Source organism: Streptomyces sp. Ru72 (genome assembly GCF_002920635.1).
GTDB lineage: Bacteria > Actinomycetota > Actinomycetes > Streptomycetales > Streptomycetaceae > Streptomyces.
In genome coordinates this window covers 1-20,437 of record NZ_PQSR01000127.1, presented here as the reverse complement: position 1 = coordinate 20,437, position 20,437 = coordinate 1, and the positions used below count along the sequence as shown (strand labels likewise).

21 protein-coding genes and 3 pseudogenes are annotated in these 20,437 nt (G+C 71.6%); 20 read left to right on the top strand and 4 right to left on the bottom strand.

Going from position 1 to position 20,437, the window contains the following annotated elements; all coding sequences use genetic code 11:
* From C3488_RS35030 to C3488_RS35010, 5 genes are all read left to right on the top strand, one after another.
* Nucleotides 1-282, top strand: a 282-nt coding sequence (locus C3488_RS35030) for an Lrp/AsnC family transcriptional regulator (RefSeq protein WP_146067990.1), incomplete at its 5' end; no start/stop codon positions are given.
* 84 nt (nucleotides 283-366) lie between these two features.
* On the top strand, nucleotides 367-1,863 hold the full coding sequence (locus C3488_RS35025) for a cytosine permease (RefSeq protein ID WP_103844918.1): 1,497 nt from the start codon (nucleotides 367-369) through the stop codon (nucleotides 1,861-1,863).
* Nucleotides 1,860-2,414: a cysteine hydrolase family protein gene (locus C3488_RS35020; protein ID WP_103844917.1), complete on the top strand. Its 555-nt coding sequence runs from the start codon at nucleotides 1,860-1,862 to the stop codon at nucleotides 2,412-2,414. Before C3488_RS35025 ends, C3488_RS35020 begins: the two co-directional genes overlap by 4 nt.
* A gap of 173 nt (nucleotides 2,415-2,587) precedes the next feature.
* Nucleotides 2,588-2,989: an SseB family protein gene (locus tag C3488_RS35015; RefSeq protein ID WP_103844916.1), complete on the top strand. Its 402-nt coding sequence runs from the start codon at nucleotides 2,588-2,590 to the stop codon at nucleotides 2,987-2,989.
* A gap of 97 nt (nucleotides 2,990-3,086) precedes the next feature.
* Entirely contained in the window at nucleotides 3,087-4,172 is a 1,086-nt protein-coding gene (locus tag C3488_RS35010; protein WP_103844915.1) for a hypothetical protein, read from the top strand.
* A gap of 50 nt (nucleotides 4,173-4,222) precedes the next feature.
* Here the strand turns inward: C3488_RS35010 and C3488_RS40915 are convergent, their stop codons facing one another.
* The 4 genes and pseudogenes from C3488_RS40915 to C3488_RS34990 form a co-directional block, all read right to left on the bottom strand.
* Nucleotides 4,223-4,390, bottom strand: a complete 168-nt coding sequence (locus C3488_RS40915) for a hypothetical protein (RefSeq protein WP_181139315.1) — start codon at nucleotides 4,388-4,390, stop codon at nucleotides 4,223-4,225.
* Between the two features lie 141 nt (nucleotides 4,391-4,531).
* A complete protein-coding gene (locus tag C3488_RS35000) occupies nucleotides 4,532-4,939 on the bottom strand; it encodes a MarR family winged helix-turn-helix transcriptional regulator (RefSeq protein ID WP_103844913.1) in 408 nt (135 codons plus the stop codon).
* Nucleotides 4,940-5,020: 81 nt separating this feature from the next.
* Nucleotides 5,021-5,371 carry a VOC family protein gene (locus C3488_RS34995; RefSeq protein ID WP_103844912.1) on the bottom strand — a complete coding sequence of 117 codons (351 nt, stop codon included), beginning with the start codon at nucleotides 5,369-5,371 and terminating at the stop codon, nucleotides 5,021-5,023.
* Between the two features lie 148 nt (nucleotides 5,372-5,519).
* Nucleotides 5,520-6,187 (bottom strand): annotated as a pseudogene (locus tag C3488_RS34990) (LacI family DNA-binding transcriptional regulator); the annotation flags it as partial.
* Between C3488_RS34990 and C3488_RS34985 the strand changes: the two are divergent.
* The 15 genes and pseudogenes from C3488_RS34985 to C3488_RS34915 all read left to right on the top strand — a co-directional run.
* A pseudogene (locus C3488_RS34985) lies at nucleotides 6,186-6,665 on the top strand (glycosyl hydrolase 53 family protein); the annotation flags it as partial. The pseudogenes C3488_RS34990 and C3488_RS34985 sit on opposite strands and share 2 nt — an antisense overlap.
* Nucleotides 6,666-6,831: 166 nt before the next feature.
* Nucleotides 6,832-7,119, top strand: a complete 288-nt coding sequence (locus C3488_RS34980) for an ArsR family transcriptional regulator (RefSeq protein ID WP_103844911.1) — start codon at nucleotides 6,832-6,834, stop codon at nucleotides 7,117-7,119.
* Nucleotides 7,120-7,656: 537 nt separating this feature from the next.
* Nucleotides 7,657-7,998 (top strand): hypothetical protein, encoded by a 342-nt coding sequence (locus C3488_RS34975; protein ID WP_374955483.1) that lies wholly within the window; start codon nucleotides 7,657-7,659, stop codon nucleotides 7,996-7,998.
* 118 nt (nucleotides 7,999-8,116) lie between these two features.
* A complete protein-coding gene (locus tag C3488_RS34970) occupies nucleotides 8,117-9,082 on the top strand; it encodes an SMP-30/gluconolactonase/LRE family protein (RefSeq protein WP_103844910.1) in 966 nt (321 codons plus the stop codon).
* A gap of 177 nt (nucleotides 9,083-9,259) precedes the next feature.
* Complete coding sequence (crcB, locus tag C3488_RS34965; RefSeq protein WP_103844909.1) at nucleotides 9,260-9,736, top strand: fluoride efflux transporter CrcB; 477 nt, start codon at nucleotides 9,260-9,262, stop codon at nucleotides 9,734-9,736.
* 34 nt (nucleotides 9,737-9,770) lie between these two features.
* Complete coding sequence (locus C3488_RS34960; RefSeq protein ID WP_103844908.1) at nucleotides 9,771-10,160, top strand: DUF190 domain-containing protein; 390 nt, start codon at nucleotides 9,771-9,773, stop codon at nucleotides 10,158-10,160.
* 9 nt (nucleotides 10,161-10,169) lie between these two features.
* Nucleotides 10,170-10,544 (top strand): fluoride efflux transporter CrcB, encoded by a 375-nt coding sequence (gene crcB / locus C3488_RS34955; RefSeq protein WP_103844907.1) that lies wholly within the window; start codon nucleotides 10,170-10,172, stop codon nucleotides 10,542-10,544.
* Between the two features lie 85 nt (nucleotides 10,545-10,629).
* Nucleotides 10,630-11,462 (top strand): annotated as a pseudogene (locus C3488_RS34950) (undecaprenyl-diphosphate phosphatase).
* Between the two features lie 210 nt (nucleotides 11,463-11,672).
* Nucleotides 11,673-12,350, top strand: a complete 678-nt coding sequence (locus tag C3488_RS34945) for a FadR/GntR family transcriptional regulator (protein ID WP_103844905.1) — start codon at nucleotides 11,673-11,675, stop codon at nucleotides 12,348-12,350.
* Nucleotides 12,347-13,789, top strand: coding sequence for an amino acid permease (locus tag C3488_RS34940; protein ID WP_103844904.1), 1,443 nt, complete (start codon nucleotides 12,347-12,349; stop codon nucleotides 13,787-13,789). Before C3488_RS34945 ends, C3488_RS34940 begins: the two co-directional genes overlap by 4 nt.
* Nucleotides 13,790-13,800: 11 nt before the next feature.
* Nucleotides 13,801-14,817, top strand: coding sequence for an asparaginase (locus tag C3488_RS34935; RefSeq protein ID WP_103844919.1), 1,017 nt, complete (start codon nucleotides 13,801-13,803; stop codon nucleotides 14,815-14,817).
* A 51-nt stretch (nucleotides 14,818-14,868) separates the two neighbouring features.
* Complete coding sequence (aspA, locus tag C3488_RS34930) at nucleotides 14,869-16,281, top strand: aspartate ammonia-lyase (RefSeq protein ID WP_103844903.1); 1,413 nt, start codon at nucleotides 14,869-14,871, stop codon at nucleotides 16,279-16,281.
* 156 nt (nucleotides 16,282-16,437) lie between these two features.
* Nucleotides 16,438-17,361, top strand: coding sequence for a glutaminase (locus tag C3488_RS34925; RefSeq protein WP_374955482.1), 924 nt, complete (start codon nucleotides 16,438-16,440; stop codon nucleotides 17,359-17,361).
* 122 nt (nucleotides 17,362-17,483) lie between these two features.
* Nucleotides 17,484-19,034: a polyprenol phosphomannose-dependent alpha 1,6 mannosyltransferase MptB gene (gene mptB / locus C3488_RS34920; protein WP_103844901.1), complete on the top strand. Its 1,551-nt coding sequence runs from the start codon at nucleotides 17,484-17,486 to the stop codon at nucleotides 19,032-19,034.
* On the top strand, nucleotides 19,031-20,401 hold the full coding sequence (locus C3488_RS34915; protein WP_103844900.1) for a glycosyltransferase 87 family protein: 1,371 nt from the start codon (nucleotides 19,031-19,033) through the stop codon (nucleotides 20,399-20,401). The genes mptB and C3488_RS34915 overlap by 4 nt, the downstream gene beginning before the upstream one ends.
* The last annotated feature ends 36 nt before the right edge of the window (nucleotides 20,402-20,437 follow it).

Genomic DNA, 20,437 nt, shown 5'->3' with positions numbered 1-20,437 from the left:
CGGCTCGGGCTCCTCATCGACGCCAACATCATGGTGCGGGTCGCACCCGACCGCCTCGACGAGGTGGGTCGCACGCTGGCCCGGCACCCCGCGGTGCACGGCGCCTTCGCCACCACCGGCGCGTCCAACCTGCACCTCGCGATCTGGGTACGGGACCTGGAACACCTCTACCGGTTCATCACACGGGACGTCGGCGGCCCGGGGGTCGACGGCGCCGAGACCGTGATCGTGGGCCACGCGGTGAAACGCCCCGGGAGGGGGCCGGGCGGCAGGGCCGGGTGAACCGAGGGCGGCGCCCGCTTACCCTGGACGCCGGCCCGGACCGACCGGGCCTGCGGCGAACGCATGCAGACGGGCAGGTCGACGATGACGGACTCCTCCGACAGCAGACCCGGGGGACGGCAGTTCCAGGTGGAGGCGCACGGCCTCGACGTGATCGTCGACGCCGAGCGCAAGGGCACTCCGAGGACGCTGTTCTGGCCGTGGTTCGGCGCCAACGTCTCCGTCCTGGGGCTCAGTTACGGCGCCTTCGCGCTCGGCTTCGGGATCTCCTTCTGGCAGGCGCTGGCAGCCGGGGCGATCGGGATCGTGTTCTCCTTCCTGCTCTGCGGTTTCATAGCGGTCGCGGGCAAGCGCGGCTCGGCCCCGACGATGGTGCTCAGCCGTGCGGCGTACGGTGTGCGCGGCAACCGGCTGCCGTCGGTGATCTCCTGGATGCTCACCGTCGGCTGGGAGACCGTCCTGACGGCGCTCGCCACCCTGGCCACCGCCACCGTCTTCGGACGGCTCGGCTGGGGCGGCGGCACCGGGACCAAGGTGGCGGCGCTCGTCCTGGTCGGTGCGCTGACCGTCGTCGGCGGCGTCATGGGCTTCGACCTGATCATGCGCCTGCAGACCGTGATCACCGTGGTCACGGGCGGGCTCACCGTCGTCTACATCGCCCTCGTCGCCGGCCACATCCACTGGCACACGGTCAGTGCCCATCCGGCGGGTTCGCCCCAGGAGTTCATCGGCGCCCTGGTCTTCATGATGACCGGCTTCGGGCTCGGCTGGGTCAACGCGGCCGCGGACTACTCCCGTTATCTGCCGCGGACCTCCTCGAGCCGCGGCGTGATCGGCTGGACCACCTTCGGCGCCTCGGTCGCCCCCCTGCTCCTGCTGGTCTTCGGGCTGCTGCTGGCGGGTTCGTCCGACACCCTCAGCAAGGCCGTCGCCGCCGACCCCATCGGCGCGCTGACCACGATCCTTCCGACCTGGTTCCTGGTCCCGTTCGCGGTGGTCGCGGTGCTCGGCCTGGTGGGCGGCGCGGTGCTGGACATCTACTCGTCGGGCCTGGCGCTGCTCTCCGCCGGGCTGCGGATCCCCCGCCCCCTGGCCGCCCTGGTCGACGGCGTCCTGATGATCGTGGGCTCGGTCTACATCGTCTTCTTCGCCGGAGACTTCCTCGGCCCGTTCATGGGTTTCCTGACGACGCTCGGCGTCCCCATCGCGGCCTGGTGCGGCATCATGCTCGCCGATCTGGCCCTGCGTCGCCGCGACTACGACGAGGACGACCTCTACCGCCCGCACGGCCGCTACGGCGACGTCCCGCTCACACCCCTGCTGCTGACCCTCGCCGCCACGGCGACCGGCTGGGGCCTGGTGACGAACACCGCAGCGAGCTGGCTGGACTGGCAGGGTTATCTCCTCGGCCCCATGGGCCTCGGCGGCACGTCGGGCGCCTGGGCGTACGCCAACCTCGGCGTTCTGGCGGCCCTCGCGGTGGGCTTCCTCGGCACCCTCGTCCTCGGCCGCGGGGGTGTGCACCGGCAGGAGCAGCAGGCCACGGACCGGACGACGAACGAAGGCGCACCGATCGCATGACCGCCGCCGACCTGCTCGTCGCGATCGACATGCAGCGCGTCTTCGCCGATCCCGCGAGCCCCTGGGCCGCCCCCCGTTTCCGGGAGGCGGCGGACGGCATACGGCGCCTGCTGCCCGCCTTCGGGGAACGCGTCACCTTCACCCGCTTCCTGGCACCCCGGACACCCGAGGGCGCCTGGAGGGCGTACTACGAGCAGTGGCCCTTCGCCCTGCAACCGCCGAACGCCCCGCTGTGGCGGCTGACCGACGACTTCGCCGCCGTGGCGCGGCACGTGCTGGACGCGACCACGTTCGGCAAGTGGACTCCCGAACTGGCCGGGCGTGTCGGGCCCGGAGGCCGTCTGGTGCTGGCCGGTGTCAGCACCGACTGCTGCGTGCTGTCCACGGCTCTGCCCGCCGCGGACGCGGGAGTGGAGGTGCTGGTGGTCGCCGACGCCTGCGCGGGCGCCGACGACACCGCCCACGACCGGGCGCTGCGCGTGATGGACCTGTACCGTCCGCTGATCCGGGTGGTCACCACCGGGGAACTGCTCGCCGAGCGCCGGGTCTGAGAGGCGTCCCGCACCGCGGCCTCTCCCGGCCCACGTGTCAGCCGTGCCCCTGACCGGCCGACACCTGACCCGTGCGGCATGCATGGCCCGGCTCGGGATGGGTACGTGGGCGGGAGTGCGCCCGGAGCCACTGGTTCCGGGGCGTCCCGCCCGCACCTACCTGGGGATTTGCCATGGACACTCCGGACAAGAACCACCACCCGACCGCGGCCCAGGCGGCGCTGGACACCCTTGCGGTGGACGCCGGGGACGCGGAGGCGCTGGACACGCTGGCCGGGAGCGATGTGCTCGTCCCCGTGCCGGACGACGCCAGCGAGGAGGACGCCAACAACCCGAACACCGTCGCGCTGCCCGTCCTGGAGCAGCCGGACGGCGAACAGACCGTGCCGGTGTTCACCTCGGAGACGGAGATGGCGGACCTGCTGCCGTTCGTCTCCCGCTACCGCCTGGTGCCGCTCGGCGCGCTCGCGTCCCAGTGGCCCACCGGCGACCTCACCCTGACCATCGACGCGGCCTCCCCGCACGGCCTGACCCTCAACTCGGACGGGGTGCGTCACCTGCTGGCCCGGCCGTAGGGCCCGCGCGCACGGCGGCGCCGGGGGTGGCGGCTCCCGACGCCCTGGAGCACCGGCTGTGCCGGGGCGGGCCGGCCGCGCGGTCCACAATGACCGCATGAGTTGGATCTCCGGCGTCGCCGGCGCCCTGGTCCTGGTGGCCGTGCTCTCCAGCATCGTGCGCACTCTCGTGGTGCCCCGCGGGCTGTACTCGATCCTCGTGTACCGGCTGTGGTGGGCACTGCGGCGGCTGCTGCGGCTGGCCGCGCCCGGGGACCGCTACGAGGACATCGACCGGGCACAGACCTGGCTCGCCCCGCTGATCCTGATCGGCATGCTCGCCATCTGGCTCGGTGGGGCGCTCGTGGGTTACGGCCTGCTGCTGTACTCGGTGTCCCCACTGAGCTGGAGCAACGCCTTCCGTGAGGCGGGCTCGAGCCTGTTCACGCTCGGCTTCGCCAGCGGTATGCGGCTGCGGCTGTCCGCGCTGGACTTCGTCGCGGCGGCCACCGGGCCCGTGGTCATCGCGCTGCAGATCGCCTACCTGCCCACCCTGTACGCCGCCTACAACCGCCGTGAACTGGAGGTCACCCTGCTGCAGTCCCGGGCCGGCGAGCCCGCCTGGGGCCCGGAGATCCTGGCCCGCCAGTGGCTCGTCGAGACCGAGACCGCGCTGCCCGAGCTCTACCGTGCGTGGGAGCGGCTGGCCGCCGACATCGGCGAGAGCCACTCGACCTACCCGGTACTGATCTCGTTCCGCTCGCCGCGCCCGTACCGCAACTGGCTGGTCGGGATGCTCGCCGTCATGGACGCCGCGGCGATGCAGCTCTCCCTCGCGCCGCGCGCGGCGCCACCGGAGGCCCGGCTGGTGCTCCGGGCCGGGTTCACCGCCCTGCGCGACATCGCCCGCTCACTGCGCTTCCCGTTCGAGGCCGACCCGGTACCCGACGCCCCGATCCACCTCACCTTCACGGAGTTCGACGCGGCCGTGGCGATGCTGGAGGCGACGGGCTTCATGGCGGAGCGGACGGCGCGGGAGGCCTGGCCGCACTTCCAGGGCTGGCGGGTCAACTACGAGGCGATCGCATACGAACTGTGCCGCCGCTGCGACGCCGTACCCGCGCTGTGGAGCGGTCCCCGCGACTTCGGCACTCCCCAGATCCCGCCGCGCCGCCCGGTGGACCGGCGGCCCGAGGCGGGGTGAGCACGGCCGCCCCGGGGCCTCGCCGGCCGACCTGATCCCAGAGCAAGGCCCTAGACGTCCCTGCCGGAGACGTCGGCCCCGTCGTCAGCGGGCGTCTGCTCGGCGTCGTCGTCCGGCCGGACCGCGCTTCGTGACGGCTGCTGCTCCTCCTCGAGATGCCGCTGCTCCTCCTCGAGATGCCTGCGTACCTCTTCCGGCTTGTCCCCGACCTGTTCCATGACGTCCCTCCGGTTGTCCTGGCCCATGTCGTGCGCGCCGCGGCGCGCACCACCAGGTTCACACGGAGCGGCCACGCATGCGATCGCGCGCATGATGACGGGGCCGGCGGTGCGCCGGGATGACAATCCCGTGCCGCCGGGTCAGGCGGGCCGTCCGGGCCAGGACGTCAGCGTGCGGGCGAGGACCTCGCGTTGCAGCGGCAGCACCTCGGCGTGCAGCGCCCGGCCCTTCTCGGTGAGAGCGACCCAGACCCCGCGCCGGTCCTCCTCGCACACCGAGCGCCGCACCAGGCCGTCCTTCTCCAGCCGCCCGATCAACCGGGACAGCGCGCTCTGGCTCAGGTGCACGCGCCCGGCGATGTTCTGTACCCGGCACTGCTCGCCGTGGGCGGATGTCTCGGCGGCGAGGATGTCGAGGACCTCGAAGTCGCTGGCGCCCAGGCCGTGGGGGTGGAGCACACGGTCGATCTCGCACATGGTGCGCGCGTGCACCGACAGGATGTCCCGCCACTGATCCTCGAGCCGGGAGCCGGCCGTCTTCACTGCCATACCCGCACGGTAACAGAAAAGCCTCCGTTTGTTTACTTTGCAACTAGTGTGTGTGCAAGCACTTCACGCAGGGCGAAACCCCTACGCGGCGGGGTCCTGGAGGAGGCCCACGAGGTTGCCGTCCGCGTCCTTCACCGAGGCGATCAGCCTGCCGCCGCCGACGTCCTGGAGTTCCTGCAGCACCTCCGCGCCGGCGTCCACCAGCGCCGCGAGCCGGGTCTCGATATCGGACACGTGCCAGAAGGGCACCGGCCCGGTCAGGCCCTTGGCGTGCCCGTTCGGGTCCAGCCCGACGTCCTGCCCGGCGGCCCGGAACCCCACGTAGTAGGACTCGTCCACGTACGGCTCCGTCTCCAGCAGGGCGCTGAACATCGACTTGGCCGCGGCCAGGTCCTTGACGGGGTAGATGATGGTCTGCAGGCCCGTGGTCATCGTGTGCTCCTTGGTGGGTGGGCCGACGTCGTCCGCCGGTGGTCCCACGCTACGGAGGGGGAGCGGCGCACGGCTTCTCCAAAACTGACCGGTCGCACGAGGTGCCGACGGCTCGGTGGCCGAGCGGCGTGCCCGTGCGACCGTGAGGTCACGTCGACTCGCGCTTCACCAGTTCCGTCGGCAGGATCACCGCCGCCGGGTCCTCGCCGCCGATCTGCGCCAGCAGGACGCGGACCATCTCGTTGCTGATCCGGTCCCACGGCTGACGGATGGTGGTGAGGGCGGGGCTCACCGCCGTGGCCGCGGGGGAGTCGTCGAAGCCGCCCACCGCCACATCGTCGGGGACCCGGCGGCCCGCCCGCCGGAGTGCGGTGAGCACGCCCTGGGCCATCAGGTCGGAGGCGACGAACACCGCGTCCATGTCCGGCGCCTGCGCCAGCAGCCGCTCCGCGCCCGCCTCACCGCCGGCCCGGCTGTAGTCACCGGGAACGACGAGCTTCTCGTCGAACTCCAGGCCGGCCTCGCCGAGGACCTCCTTGTAGCCGGCCAGGCGCTCCACACCGCCCGGCGTGTCGAGGGGACCCGTGACCACGCCGATCCGCCGCCGGCCCACGGACAGCAGGTGGCGCACCATCTCGCGGGCGCCGTCCCGGTCGTCCGCCGCCACATAGCTCACCTTGGCGCCCAGCCCGATGGGCTTGCCGCACGCGACCAGCGGTGGCCCGCCTCGCGCAGCTCCTCGGCGACCGGGTCACCGGAGTGGCTGGAGACCAGCAGCACCCCGTCGACGTGGCCCGCGGTGATGTACCGGGTGATGCCGGGCACGGAGTGGTGGTTCGACAACGCGGTGGCGAACGGGGTGAGGTTCGACGCCATCGGCCTGTCGTACTACGGCTACGGGCACGGCCCGCTCTCCGACTTCCAGAGCACCATCGACGACGCGGCCTCCCGCTACGGCAAACCGGTGTTCGTCGCGGAGACGGCCTACCCGTTCCGGCTGGACAGCAAGGACTCGCTGACCAACCAGATCGACACCAGCGGTGAGCTGGTGAACGGCTACCCGGCGACCACCGCAGGCCAGGCCGCCTGGCTGCGGGACGTGCTGAACATCGTGGAGGCCGTGCCGAACGGCCGGGGCCTCGGCGTCTTCTACTGGGAGGCCACCTGGACCGCGGTCACCGGCAACGGCTGGGACCCGACCGACCCGTCCTACGGCAACGGATGGGTGAACCAGGCCCTGTTCGACTACGACAACAAGGCGACCCCGGCGATGAGCTGGTTCAGCCACCGCTGAACCACCGCCGGACCACCGGCAAGCCGTGGCCCCGGCCGCTTGTGCGGCCGGGGCCACGCACCTACAAGGAGCCGTTCGGCCCTTCTCAGTTCGGCCCGATCGGGCCTCGGCCCCGCACCTTCCGTCACGGCACAGTGGGACCAGAGGGCGGTACGGAAGGGACGCGATGCTGAAGAGACCCGCCGGCGACAGGCGGCTGCGCATCATGGAGTGGCTGAAGGACCCGGCAGCCCACTTCCCGCCCCAGCGGCACACCGACCTCGCCGAGGACGGCGTGACCTCGGCCGCCATCGCCTCGAAGCTCGGCGTATCCCGCTCCGTCGCCGAGTCCGACCTGCGCCTCCTCGCCGCCATCGGCCTCCTCCGCACAAGGCGGATCCGCCGCCGCACCCACTACCGCCGCGACGAGGTACGGATCGCCGAGGTGGCGCGGATGTTCGAGAAGGGCTGGTGAGTCACGGCGCTCCGACCCGGGCACATGGTCAGCCCACGGAGGAGGCGGCACTGCGCAGTTCGCCGCTGCACGTGGCCCGACCGAACTGACCGGTGGCGGTCGCGCTCTGCACATGCCGACCACGGATGGCCAGGGAGCAGCGGGCCTGACCGCCGTGCTGGTCGCGTACGGCGGGAAGTTTCTCCGACGGCACCGCACTCGAAGTCCGACCAGCCGCTCGGCTTCGCGATCGAGACGGCGTCACCCGACTCCTCCCGGGCGTGGAGAAGCCGCCGGGCTGGTCCAGGTGACGCCGCTCTCGGCGCATCCGGTCAGGGGGAGCGAGAGCAGGAACACGGCAGGGACCGCCGGCGCGACGGCGGAACGGGGTCCCACGCGTGAACTTCTTCACGGTCACGGATGCAGTTCGATCCTCGCCGTCCCTGCCGAGCCCCGGGATCGTCGCGGACGCGCGCGCGGTGAAAAGGTTGTACCCCCGCGTCTGTCCCCCGTGATGTCCATGCCATGACCTGCGCTTGACCAGAAGGAGGGGACCGGTTGGCGTTCCCCAAAGCTGAACGAAGGGTGGACTTCATGGTCGACGGCCTGCGCAAGGGCGGGGCCGGCCGGGAGCAGCTGTCCCGGACGCTGTTCGGTCTCGGCGCGTACGTCGGTGAGGTGCTCGTGCGCCGCGCGGGGGCGGCGTGGGTGGACTTCGACGCCGAGCAGCGTGCCTACTTCCGGCAGTCGGTCGGCGTACGCATGCCGGACGGGCGGGTCTGGAACCCCCTCGGCAAGGTCCTCAACTGCTTCGAGCTGGGCGGCCCCGAGGAGTCCGTGCTGCTGTTCTATCTGACGTTGCACGGCAGAGCACGCAGAACGGCGGAGGCGACCTCCTGACCCGAGGTGGTGCGCGTGGGGGCGGACGGCACGGTCGCGCACGAGTCCGAAAGGGAGCGGGCGCCTCCGGGTACCCCCTGCGAGGATGAACCGTCTTCGCAGCGAAGGGCAGGCACTCATGGACCGTCCCACAGCTCTTGTTCCGCTCGGCTACGTCGGCATCGGTGGCCGGGGGCCCGAGGACGTCGTCGTCGACCGGCGCGGGCGGGTGCTCACCGGTGTGGAGGACGGTCGCATTCTGCGGGTCGACGGGCTCGCCGACCCGGCCCGTACCCGCGTCGAGGTGCTCGCCGTGACGGGAGGCCGTCCCCTCGGCCTGGAACTCCTCCCCGACGGCGACCTCTTGGTGTGTGACGCGCAGCGCGGTCTGCTGCGCGTCGGCCTCGAGGACCGCACCGTGCGCGTGCTGGCCGACTCGGTGGCGGGGGAGCCCCTGCGGTTCTGCAGCAACGTCGTCGCCGTCTCCGACGGCACGGTCTACTTCACCGTGTCCAGCCGCCGCTACCCCTTCGAGGCGTGGATCGGCGACATCGTCGAGCACACCGGAACGGGACGGCTGTTGCGGCTCGCCCCCGGTGCCGACGCTCCCGAGGTGCTCCTGGACGGGCTCCGGTTCGCCAACGGCCTTGCGCCCGCCAAGGACGAGTCCTTCCTCGTCCTCGCCGAGACCGGAGCCCGACGCCTCATCCGCTACCGGCTGACCGGGCCACGGGCCGACTGCGCCGAGCCCTTCCTCGAGAACCTCCCGGGAATGCCGGACAACCTCTGGCGCCAAGGACCCGAAGGTCCGATCTGGGTGGCCCTCGCCGGACCCCACGTCCCCGCCCTGGACCTGCTGCACCGCGCCGCCCCGCCCGTGCGGCGCGCCGCCGCCCGGCTCACGGTGCGGGCCCCGTACCGCCCGGCGGCCATGGCCGGCGTGCTCGCGGTCGATGACGACGGCCACATCCGGCGCCACCTCGTCCGCCATCGCTCCGGTTTCCGCATGTCCACCAGCGCCTGTGTCGCCGACGGCCGGCTGGTGCTCGGCAGCGTATGGGAACGCGGCATCGCCGTGTGCGAGCTGCCCGACGTCGCCGGCTGACCCGCGTGTGCGCGGGCGCCGAGCCCGGAGGTACCCTGTTCCCCGGCCGCGATCATGTCCGCGGCGCGGCGGTGGGGCCCGCCGTACCCGAACCGCGGCAGTGCCGCCGCCAACGGTCCCTACTTGCGATGAGCGTGCCCGTCCGGCAGGGCCCCGGCGAGTAGGAGAAGTACGTCCATGTCAGTCCCGCACCCCAAGAGCGCCGACACCACCGGTGCCGCGCCGCCCGAGCCCGCGCGGCGGCCGTCCCCCTGGCACGGGCAGGGACCCGTCGTCGCGGTCGTCGCACTCGGCGGCGGCATCGGCGCCACGGCCCGCTACGGTGCCTCGCTGCTGTGGCCCGCACGGACCGGGGGATTCCCGTGGACCACCTTCGGTGTCAACCTCGTCGGCTGTGCCGTGATCGGCGTCTTCATGGTCGTGATCACCGATGTGTGGGCGGCTCACCGGCTGGTACGGCCCTTCTTCGGCACCGGCGTGCTCGGTGGCTTCACCACCTTCTCGACGTACGCCGTCGACATCCAGAGGCTGGTCGACGCGGGCCATCCGCGCACCGCACTCGCGTATCTGTTCGCGACGCTCCTCGGGGCCCTCGCCTCGATCTGGCTCGCGATGACGGCCGTCCGTCGCGTCCTGGCGTGGCGGCAGCGATGAACGACACCACCGACCGGCGCCCGCGGAGGCGGCCATGACACGACTGACCGGCAGGGCCCTCAGACTGACCGTCTTCATCGGTGAGCATGACACATGGCACCACAAGCCCCTCTACAGCGAGATCGTGCACCGGGCCCATGCCGCGGGCCTCGCCGGCGCGAGCGTCTTCCGGGGCGTCGAGGGCTTCGGCGCCTCGTCGCTGATCCACACCTCGAGGCTGCTGTCACTGAGCGAGGACCTGCCCGTCGCCGTCGTGATCGTCGACACGGAGGAGCACGTCCGCGCCTTCCTGCCCCAGCTCGACGAACTCGTCACCGAAGGACTCGTGACGCTCGACGACTGTGCGGTCATCCGGTACGCCGGGCGCGGGGAAACCGGGCCCGGGGCAACCGGACACAGGGAAACCGGACGAGGGGACAGGTGAGAACTCGTTGTGAATTGGCTGCTGGTGATCCTCGGTGCCATGGTCGGCGCACCCCTTCGTTACCTCACCGACCGCGCGGTGCAGCTCAAGCACGACACGGTCTTTCCCTGGGGCACCCTGGTGGTCAACGTCGCGGGCTGCCTCGTCCTCGGCCTGCTGACCGGCGCCGCCGCGGCCGGCCATGCCTCGCCGCACCTCCAGCTCCTGCTCGGCACCGGCCTGTGCGGGGCGCTGACCACATACTCGACGTTCTCGTACGAGACACTGCGGCTGACCGAGACCGGCGCGGGGTTCTACGCTGCCGCCAACGTCGTCGCGAGCGTGACAGCGGGCCTCGGTGCGGCTTTTGCCGGGGTTTCGCTCGCCCAGGCCGTGTGGCCCTAGTCGGCGGCCGTCACCGACGCGTAGTACAAATTCCCCAGCACCACCGTCTACAGCACTGTCGACCAACTCCTCAGAACTGGATCCCATGAGCGTCATCAACGTCGGTCAGGCCGCCGTCCTCGGAGTCGTCGAGGGATTGACCGAATTCTCCCCGTGTCCTCGACCGGCCATCTCAAGATCACCGAGGGGCTGATGGGGATTCCCGTCGACGACCAGGCCGTCGTCGGCTTCTCGGCCGTCATCCAGGTCGGTGCGATCGCGGCCGTGCTCCTGTACTTCCTCAAGGACATCGTGCGGATCGTCTCGGCGTGGTTCCGGGGCCTGTTCAACAAGCAGGAGCGGTATCACCACGACTACAAGTTCGCCTGGTGGGTCATCGCCGCGACCGTCCCGATCGTCGTGGTCGGCCTGGCCGCCAAGCCGCTCATCGACGGACCGCTGGCCTCACTGTGGGTGGTGGCCGGCTCGTTGATCGTCGGCAGCGGCGTGATGTGGTGCGCGGACCAGATGGGCCGGCACAAGCGCGGCGAGGACGACACCTCGTTCAAGGACGCGATGCTGGTCGGCAGCTCGCAGATCCTCGCCCTGCTCTTCCCGGGCTTCTCCCGCTCCGGCGCCACCATGTCGACCGCGCTCATCCTCGACCTCGACCGGGTGGCCGCCACCCGCCTCTCCTTCTTCCTCGGCATCCCGGCCCTCACCGGCGCCGGCCTCTACGAGCTGAAGGACGCCCTGGGCACGGGCGTCGGCGCCGCGCCGCTCGCCGTCGGCACGGTCGTGTCGTTCGTGGTCGCCTACGCCTCGATCGCGTGGCTGCTGAAGTTCGTCGCCAAGCACTCCTTCAACGCCTTCGTGATCTACCGGATCGTGGTCGGCGTGGCGCTCCTCGGGCTGCTCGCCACCGGCGTCCTCAGCTGACCGAAACCGTGCTGGCGCCGTCCTGGAGCAGCGCGCGAGCTGATCACCGCTGATCATCGGGGGTCGGGAAGCCGATATTCAGGCGTCCCGGCCCCTGAAAGTTTCCTTACTCCACCCCTTGACAGTCCCGTCCCGTTACCCGGAGGATCAACCCCCGTGAACCTGTCAGACAGCCAGACAGGTGGTCCGGGGCCGCGGCGCGTCAGCGCGATGGAAGCGGTCCTCACCCACCTCCGCGGCGCCATCGAGCGCGGCGAGTACGCGATCGGTGACAAGCTCCCCTCCGAGGCCGAGCTGTGCCGCACCCTCGAGGTCAGCCGCCCCGTGCTGCGCGAGGCCCTGCGGGCCCTGCAGACCATGGGGCTGACCGTTTCGCGGACCGGCAAGGGCACCTTCGTCGTCGCCAACGCCGTCGAGGACCCGACCTTCGGCGACTACGCGGCGAGCGACCTGCTGGAGGTGCGCCGTCACATCGAGATCCCGGTCGCCGGGTACGCGGCACTGCGCCGCACCCCGGAGAACCTGGACCACCTGGCCCATCTGCTGGACCGGATGGAGCGGGAGACGGACACCACCGCGTGGGTCGCGATGGACACCCTCTTCCACCTCGCTGTGGCCGAGGCCGCCCAGAACCCGGTCTTCCGCCGGGTCATCGAGGAGATCCGCGACGCACTGGCGCGTCAGTCGGCCTTCCTCAACGAACTGGGCGGCCGGCGCGAGCAGTCCAACCGGGAGCACCGGGCCATCGTCGAGGCGCTGATGGACGGTTCCGAAGACGACGCGGTGGCGGCCATGGCCCACCACATCGACCGCGTCGAGACGACCCTCACCGACATCCTGCGCCCTGGGCGCACGGATCTCCCCACGGAAGGCGGACCAGAGGCGTGAGCGAACAGCACCTCAAAGAAGAGACGCGCCCATCGTCCGGTCACGTCGACGCCGGAGACGCGGGCTACAGCAAGTCCCTGAAGTCCCGGCACGTCAACATGATCGCCATCGGCGGGGCCATCGGCACCGGCCTCTTCCTCGGCGCCGGCGGCCGTCTCGCCGACGCCGGCCCCTCCCTCTTCGTCGCGTACGCGATCTGCGGCGTCTTCGCGTTCCTCGTGGTGCGCGCACTCGGCGAACTCGTCCTGTACCGGCCCTCGTCGGGAGCCTTCGTCTCGTACGCCCGTGAATTCCTCGGCGAGAAGGGCGCGTACACCGCGGGCTGGATGTACTTCCTCAACTGGGCGACCACCGGTATCGCCGACATCACCGCCGTGGCCACCTACACCCACTACTGGGGCTTGTTCTCCGACATCCCGCAGTGGGTGATCGCGCTCATAGCCCTGGCCGTGGTCCTCACCGTGAACCTGATCTCGGTGAAGATCTTCGGCGAACTGGAGTTCTGGTTCGCCATCGTCAAGGTCGGTGCCCTCGTGGTCTTCATGGCGATCGCCATCTTCCTGCTGGTCACCCAGCACAAGGTCGACGGTGGCACCCCCGGCCCGTCCCTGATCACCGACCACGGCGGCGTCTTCCCCAACGGTGTGCTGCCGATGCTGCTGATCATCCAGGGCGTCGTCTTCGCCTACGCCTCCGTGGAGCTGGTCGGCGTCGCCGCGGGCGAGACCGAGAACCCCGAGAAGATCATGCCGAGGGCGATCAACTCGATCATGTGGCGCGTCGGCCTGTTCTACGTCGGCTCGGTCGTCCTGCTGTCGATGCTGCTGCCCTGGAACAAGTACTCCGCCGGCGAGAGCCCCTTCGTCACGGTCCTGTCCAACATCGGCGTTCCGGCAGCCGGCGGCGTGATGAACCTCGTCGTCCTCACCGCGGCCATGTCCTCGCTCAACTCCGGCCTGTACTCCACCGGCCGCATCCTGCGCTCCATGGCCATGTCCGGCTCGGCGCCGAAGTTCACCAGCGTGATGAGCCGCAGCCAGGTCCCGTACGGCGGCATCCTGCTCACCAGCGGCATCTGTGTCCTCGGCGTCGGCCTCAACTTCGTGGTCCCGGCGGACGCGTTCGAGATCGTGCTGAACTTCGCGGCGATCGGCATCCTGTCCACCTGGGGCATGATCATGCTCTGTCACCTGCTCTTCTGGCGGAAGACGCAGAGGGGCGAACTGTCCCGCCCCGGCTACCGCCTGCCCGGATCCCCGTGGACCGAGATCGTCACGCTCGGCTTCCTCGCCTCCGTGTTCGTCCTGATGTACGCCGACGGCGGCGCGGGCCGCACCACCGTGCTGTGCCTGCCGCTGATCGTCGCCGCTCTCGTCGCCGGCTGGTTCGGCGTCCGCGGCCGGGCCGGCCGCAGTAAATCCCCCAAGGTGAATGTGTGAACCACGCAGTGTTGTACGGAAGTCCGGTCGCCGAGGCTCCTGTGATCCGGGAGCCCCTGCACGCACCGATCGCCCACCTCGTCCGGGGTGGCGTCGTCGAAGGCATCCACTACGGCTCCGTCGTCGTCCTCGACGCGGGCGGCAGAGTGGAGCTGCAACTCGGTGACATCGAGGCCGCCTTCTACCCGCGCTCGGCCCTCAAGCCGGTGCAGGCGGTGGCCATGGTGCGCGCCGGGCTCCCGCTCGACGGCGAGCTGCTGTCGCTGACCGCCGCGAGCCACTCCGGCGAGGAACGGCACCTGGCCGGCACCCGGCGGATCCTGGAGCTGGCCGGTGTCGGCGAGGACGACCTCGGCAACGTCCCGGACCTGCCGTACGACCCGGTCGTGCGCGACGACTGGATCCGGGAGGGCCGCCTGCCCTCCCGGCTCGCCCAGAACTGCTCCGGCAAGCACGCGGCCATGCTGTACACCTGCAAGCTGAACGGCTGGCCGCTGAAGGACTATCTCGACCCGGCCCACCCCCTCCAGCAGGCCATCGCCGAGATCGTCGAGGACCTCACCGGCCAGGCGATCGCCCGGGTGACCGTCGACGGCTGCGGCGCGCCGCTGTTCTCCGTCTCGCTGCACGGGCTCGCCCGTGCAGCGGCCCGCGTCACGACCGCTCCGCCCGGCACCCCGGAGGCACGGGTGGCGGACGCCATGCGCGAGCACGCCGAGATGGCCTCCGGCTCCGGGCGCGACATCGCCGCGCTGATGCGGGCCGTGCCCGGCCTGCTCGCCAAGGACGGCTTCGAGGGCGTCCAGGTCGCCGCGCTGCCCGACGGCCGTGCCGTAGCCGTGAAGATCGCTGACGGGGCGAACCGGGCACGTGTCCCGGTCGCCGCCGCGGCCCTGGCCCGCGCCGGCGTCGACCCGGCGGCGCTCACCGAGTTCGCGGGCGAGCCGCTGCTCGGCGGCGGCGAACCCGTCGGAAGCGTCCGGCCGGTCCGGGCCCTCGACCCCGTCACCCGCCAGGCCTGCGCCTGACCGACTCGTCCACCTCGTCTCGTCCACCTCCGAAAGAGGGCCCGCACCGCCATGACCGCCGCAGCCCACCGCAGCGAACACGACCTGCTCGGCCACCGCGACGTACCCGCCGAGGCGTACTGGGGCATCCATACCCTGCGCGCCAAGGAGAACTTCCCCATCACCGGGACGCCGATCTCCGCCTACCCGCATCTGGTCGACGCCCTCGCCGCCGTCAAGGAGGCCGCCGCGCTCGCCAACGAGGAACTGGGCCTGCTGGCGTCGCAGAAGGCCGCCGTGATCGTGGAGGCGTGCCGGGAGATCCGCGACGGCAAGCTGCACGAGCAGTTCGTGGTCGACGTCATCCAAGGCGGTGCGGGCACCTCGACCAACATGAACGCCAACGAGGTGATCGCCAACCGGGCGCTGGAGTTGCTGGGGCACGCCAGGGGCGAGTACCGGCATCTGCATCCCAACGAGGACGTCAACCTCGGCCAGTCCACCAACGACGTCTATCCGACGGCCGTCAAGATCGCGACGGTGTACGCGGTGCGCGGCCTGCTGAAGGCGATGGCCGTGCTCCAGGACGCCTTCGCGGCCAAGGCCGTCGAGTTCCGCGACGTGCTGAAGATGGGCCGCACCCAGCTCCAGGACGCGGTGCCGATGACGCTGGGGCAGGAGTTCTCGGCGTACGCCGTCATGCTCGACGAGGACCGCAGCCGGCTGGCGGAGGCCGTCGAGCTGATCCAGGAGATCAACCTGGGCGCCACCGCGATCGGAACCGGCCTCAACGCCCCGGCCGGATACGCGGAGGCGGCGAGGCGCCACCTCTCGGAGATCACCGGGCTGCCGCTGGTCACCGCCGCCAACCTGGTCGAGGCCACCCAGGACTGTGGCGCCTTCGTGCAGATGTCCGGTGTGCTGAAGCGGATCGCGGTCAAGCTGTCCAAGAGCTGCAACGACCTGCGCCTGCTGTCGTCCGGGCCGCGCGCGGGCCTGAACGAGATCAACCTGCCGCCGGTGCAGGCCGGTTCGTCGATCATGCCGGGCAAGGTGAACCCGGTGATCCCGGAGGTGGTCAACCAGGTCGCCTTCGAGGTGATCGGCAACGACGTCACCATCACGATGGCCGCCGAGGCGGGACAGCTCCAGCTCAACGCCTTCGAGCCGGTCATCCTGCACTCCCTCTCCGAGAGCATCACGCACCTGGAGCGTGCCTGCCTCACCCTCGCCGAGCGGTGCGTCGCCGGGATCACGGCCAACGAGAAGGAACTGCGGGCGGCCGTGGAGAACTCCATCGGCCTGGTCACCGCGCTCAACCCGTACATCGGCTACGAGGCGGCCACCGGCATCGCCAAGGAGGCCCTCGCCACCGGGCGCGGCGTCGCCGAACTCGTCCTGGAGAAGGGCCTGTTGCCTGCCGAGCGGCTCCAGGCGCTGCTGCGGCCCGAGGTGGTCGCGGGCAGCGGCTCCCCGGAGGTCTGACCTTCCCGGTGAGCAGGGAGAACGCACCCTCGGGGCGGCGGCCGTGGCTGCCGCCCCGCCGTGTGGAGCAGCCCCCACCGCGTCATACGATCCAGCGCATGATCACGAGGTACGTCAGGTGAGCGGTCCGTCGCAGGGGGCGGCACGATGGTGACCATGGCCCCGTCGTTGAACTTCCAGCCCGTGCTGGAACGTATCGCCGAAGAGATGGAGCAGCGCCCCGGTCGTGGCCGGGCCGCCGACTACATACCGGCGCTCGCCGCCCTGGACCCGCGCCGCTTCGGCATGGCCGTCGCCGAACTGGACGGCACGGTGTACGGGGTGGGGGAGTGGCGGGAGCCGTTCTCCACCCAGTCCCTCACCAAGGTCTTCACCCTCGCCCTCGACCTCGCCCGCGAGGGTGACGCGCTGTGGGAACACGTGGGCCGGGAGCCGTCCGGCAACCCGTTCAACTCGCTGGTCCAGTTGGAGTACGAGAACGGCATCCCGCGCAATCCCTTCATCAACGCGGGCGCCCTCGTCGTCACGGACCGGCTGCACACCCGTACCGGTGACGCGGCCGGCACCCTGCTCGACTTCCTGCGCGCCGAGAGCGGCAACCCCCGGCTCTCCTTCGACACGGAGGTCGCCGCCTCCGAGGCCGCGCACGGCGACCGCAACGCCGCCCTCGCGCATTTCATGGCGTCCTACGGCAACATCGGCAACCCCGTGCCGGTGCTGCTCGAGCAGTACTTCCGGCAGTGCTCCCTCACCGCGTCCTGTGCGGACCTGGCCCTCGCCACCGGATTCCTGGCGCGGCACGGCATCCGCGCCGACGGCACCCGGCTGCTGACCCGCAGCCAGGCCAAGCAGGTCAACGCGGTGATGCTGACCTGCGGCACGTACGACGCGGCGGGCGACTTCGCCTACCGGGTCGGCCTGCCCGGCAAGAGCGGCGTCGGCGGCGGCATCATCGCGGTCGTGCCCGGCCGATGCACCCTGTGCGTCTGGAGCCCCGGCCTCGACGAGCGCGGCAACTCCGTCGCGGGCGTCGCGGCACTCGACCGCTTCACCACGCTGACCGGCTTGTCCGTGTTCTGACCGGGACTTCCGTGCCCCCGTGTACCCGTCGATCACGCGGCGGTCACAAGCAGGCCGCCCGCGCGAGAGACGGACGTCGCCCTACGGCCACCCGGCGTTGACACGCTTCCCGGGTGTTGGCCATGGCTTTCCCCGTCGATCTTCGCCGCTGCCAGGCGCTCGGTCTGGCCGGTACCGCCTTTCTCGCACTGGGCGGTGAGACCGCCGGGGCCCTGCCGGTCGAGGATCTGGTCTCCCCGGAGTCCGGGCGCGCCGCGCTCGGGCTGGTGGGGGTGTACTTCGGCGTCGTCCTGCTGATCGCCGCCTGGGCACTGCTCGGCCGGGTGCTCCGCGGCCCCGAACCGCCGTCGCCGCGGGCTCTGCTGCTCGTCCTCGCCACCTGGTCGGCGCCGCTGCTGCTGGCCCCGCCGCTGTTCAGCCGGGACGTCTACAGCTACCTCGCCCAGGGCGCCATGGTCCATGCGCACCTCGACGTCTACGCCTACGGTCCCGCCCAGCTCGGCGGTCCCCTGGCGGACGAGGTGGCTCCGGTGTGGCGGGACACCGCGGCCCCCTACGGACCGGTCTTCCTCGTCGTCGCCTCCGCGCTGTCCGGACTGACCCGAGGAGAACTGCCGGCCGGGCTGCTCGGCATGCGGCTGGTCGCGCTGCTCGGCGTTGCCCTGATGGCGTTCGCACTGCCACGTCTCGCCAGGCACTGCGGCGCCGACCCGGCCGCCGCGCTGTGGCTCGGCGCCCTCAACCCGCTCGTCCTGCTGCACCTGGTCGCCGGCGCCCACAACGACGCCATCATGCTCGGTCTGCTCGGCATGGGCCTGCTAGGGACTGTCTGGAGTTCGCTCTCGTCGTCGCGACGCCCGGCACGCACGCTCGCCGCACCGGCCAAGCGCCCGAGTAGCGCCGCTACTGGGGCGTTCGTCCGGCACGCCGGTCGCACGCACCGAACGCCGTTCCCTCTTCCGCTGGGAAACTCCCAGTCCCCAGCCGCCCGCGGCCGGCTGCACGTCCTCGGCGTCGTCCTGGTCACGCTCGCCGCCCTGGTCAAGGCCCCGGCCGCGCTCGGCCTGCTCGCGGTGATCGCGCTGCGCCGGCACGTCGGCCTCCTACGGGCGACGGTGACGACCACGGTGACCGCACTCGCGACCACCGCCGCGGCCACTGCCGTCGCCGGCACCGGGTACGGCTGGATAGCGGCCCTGAAGACACCCGTCTCCCCGCACAACTGGTCACCCACCAGCGTCCTCGGCCGGGTCACGGGCCGTCTGCTCGAGGGTCTCGGCAGCGACCTCGCGCCCCTGGCGGAACCGGCCTGGCACGCGGTGGGGGTCGCCGCCACCGCCATCACCGTGCTGGTCATCTGGGTCAAGCTGCGGCCGTCCCCGGTCTACGCGCTCGGCCTGAGCCTTGCCGTCGTCGCCGTCCTCGGCCCGGCCGTCCGCCCCTGGTACGCCCTGTGGGGACTGTTCCTCATCGCCGCCGCGGCCCCCAGCACCTCGGTACGCCACCGGGTGGCCGCCGCCACCGCCGTCCTCGCACTCGCCGTGCTGCCGAGCGGCGGCCCGCCGGACCTCGCCCAGGTGGTGCTGGCCGTCTCCGGCGGCATGCTCGCCGTGGTCGTGCTGTGGCAGGCGAACCAGGTGGCCCAGGCGCCCGTACTGGGACGGACGGCGTGAGAGCGCCGCGCACCGAGAAGGGACGGCTCGCCCTCGTCCTCGGCCTCGCCGCCGCCGTGACCCTCTTCACCGCCACCGTGCCGCTGCTTCGCGGCTGGTTCGACCTGCGCGTCTACTACGGGGCCGTGGATGCCTGGACGCACCACCGCGGCCACCTCTACGACTACCGGGTGCCGGGCACGACGTACGGCTTCACCTATCCGCCGTTCGCCGCGCTGTGCATGCTGCCGATGGCGTTCGTCGGCCTGCACACGGCGATCGCTCTCGCCCTGCTGTTCAACCTGGCGGCTCTCGCCGCCGTGGTGTGGATCCTCATCGGCCGGGAGCTGGGCCGCCACGGCTGGTTCGGCTGGGGCCTGGCCGCCTGCGCGCTGGCCCTGTTCGAACCCGTCCGGGACACCTTCAGCTTCGGGCAGGTCAACCTCCTGCTGCTGGCACTCGTGCTCGCCGACGCCTGGCTGCTGTCCACCGGGCGCGGGCGCTGGGCGGGGGCCGGCATCGGACTCGCGGCGGCCGTCAAGCTCACCCCGGCGGTGTTCATCGCTCTGCTGCTGCTCGCCCGCAGATGGCGGGCCGCCGCTGTCGCCACCGCCGTCGCAGGGGCCGCCACCCTGCTCGCGGCATCGGCGGCGCCGGACGCCTCCCGCTACTACTGGACCAGCGCAGTCTGGGACACCACTCGCGTCGGCCGCCTCGACTACGTCTCCAACCAGTCCCTGCAGGGCGTCCTCGCCCGGCTCGCGGCACCGGACGATCCGAGCCGGGCCGTCTGGGCGTCGGCCGTCGTCCTGGTCCTCGCGGTGTGGGCGTGGCGCGCGCACCGGGCGCTGCGCGCGGCGGACTGGCCGGCCGCCTTCGCCCTCACCGGGCTCATCGCCTGCCTGGTCTCCCCGATCACCTGGGTGCACCACCTGGTGTGGCTGCTGCCGTCGTTCGCGGTGCTGGTGCTCGCACGCCGGGTGCGTACCGCGGCCGCCCTGTACGCCCTGCTGTGCACCAGCGTGGTGTGGCTGTGGTTCGACGACGCGTCCGGGATCGACGGCTTCCTCGGCAGCAACACCTACACATGGATCACCCTCGGCCTGCTGCTCGGGCTGCCCGTCGGTCAGTCCCGCTTCGGCCGTCTGCCCAGCAGCCGCAGCGCCAGCGCGACCGCCGCGCCCGTCCCCAGACCGACCGCGCCCGCCAGCGTGCCCGCCTCCGGCCAGTCGGACGGGGCGTCATCCTCCTTGCGGGGGGTCGTCGTCGGCAGCGCGGTGGGACCGGAGCGCGCCACGCCCGAGCCCTCGGGCAGCAGCGAGCCCACCGGCGCCACCCGCCCGGCGGCGTCGAAGCCCCAGTCGAGCAGCGAGCGAGCCTCCTCGTAGACCGTGAGTCCACTGCCCTGCTGCGGGTTCATCACC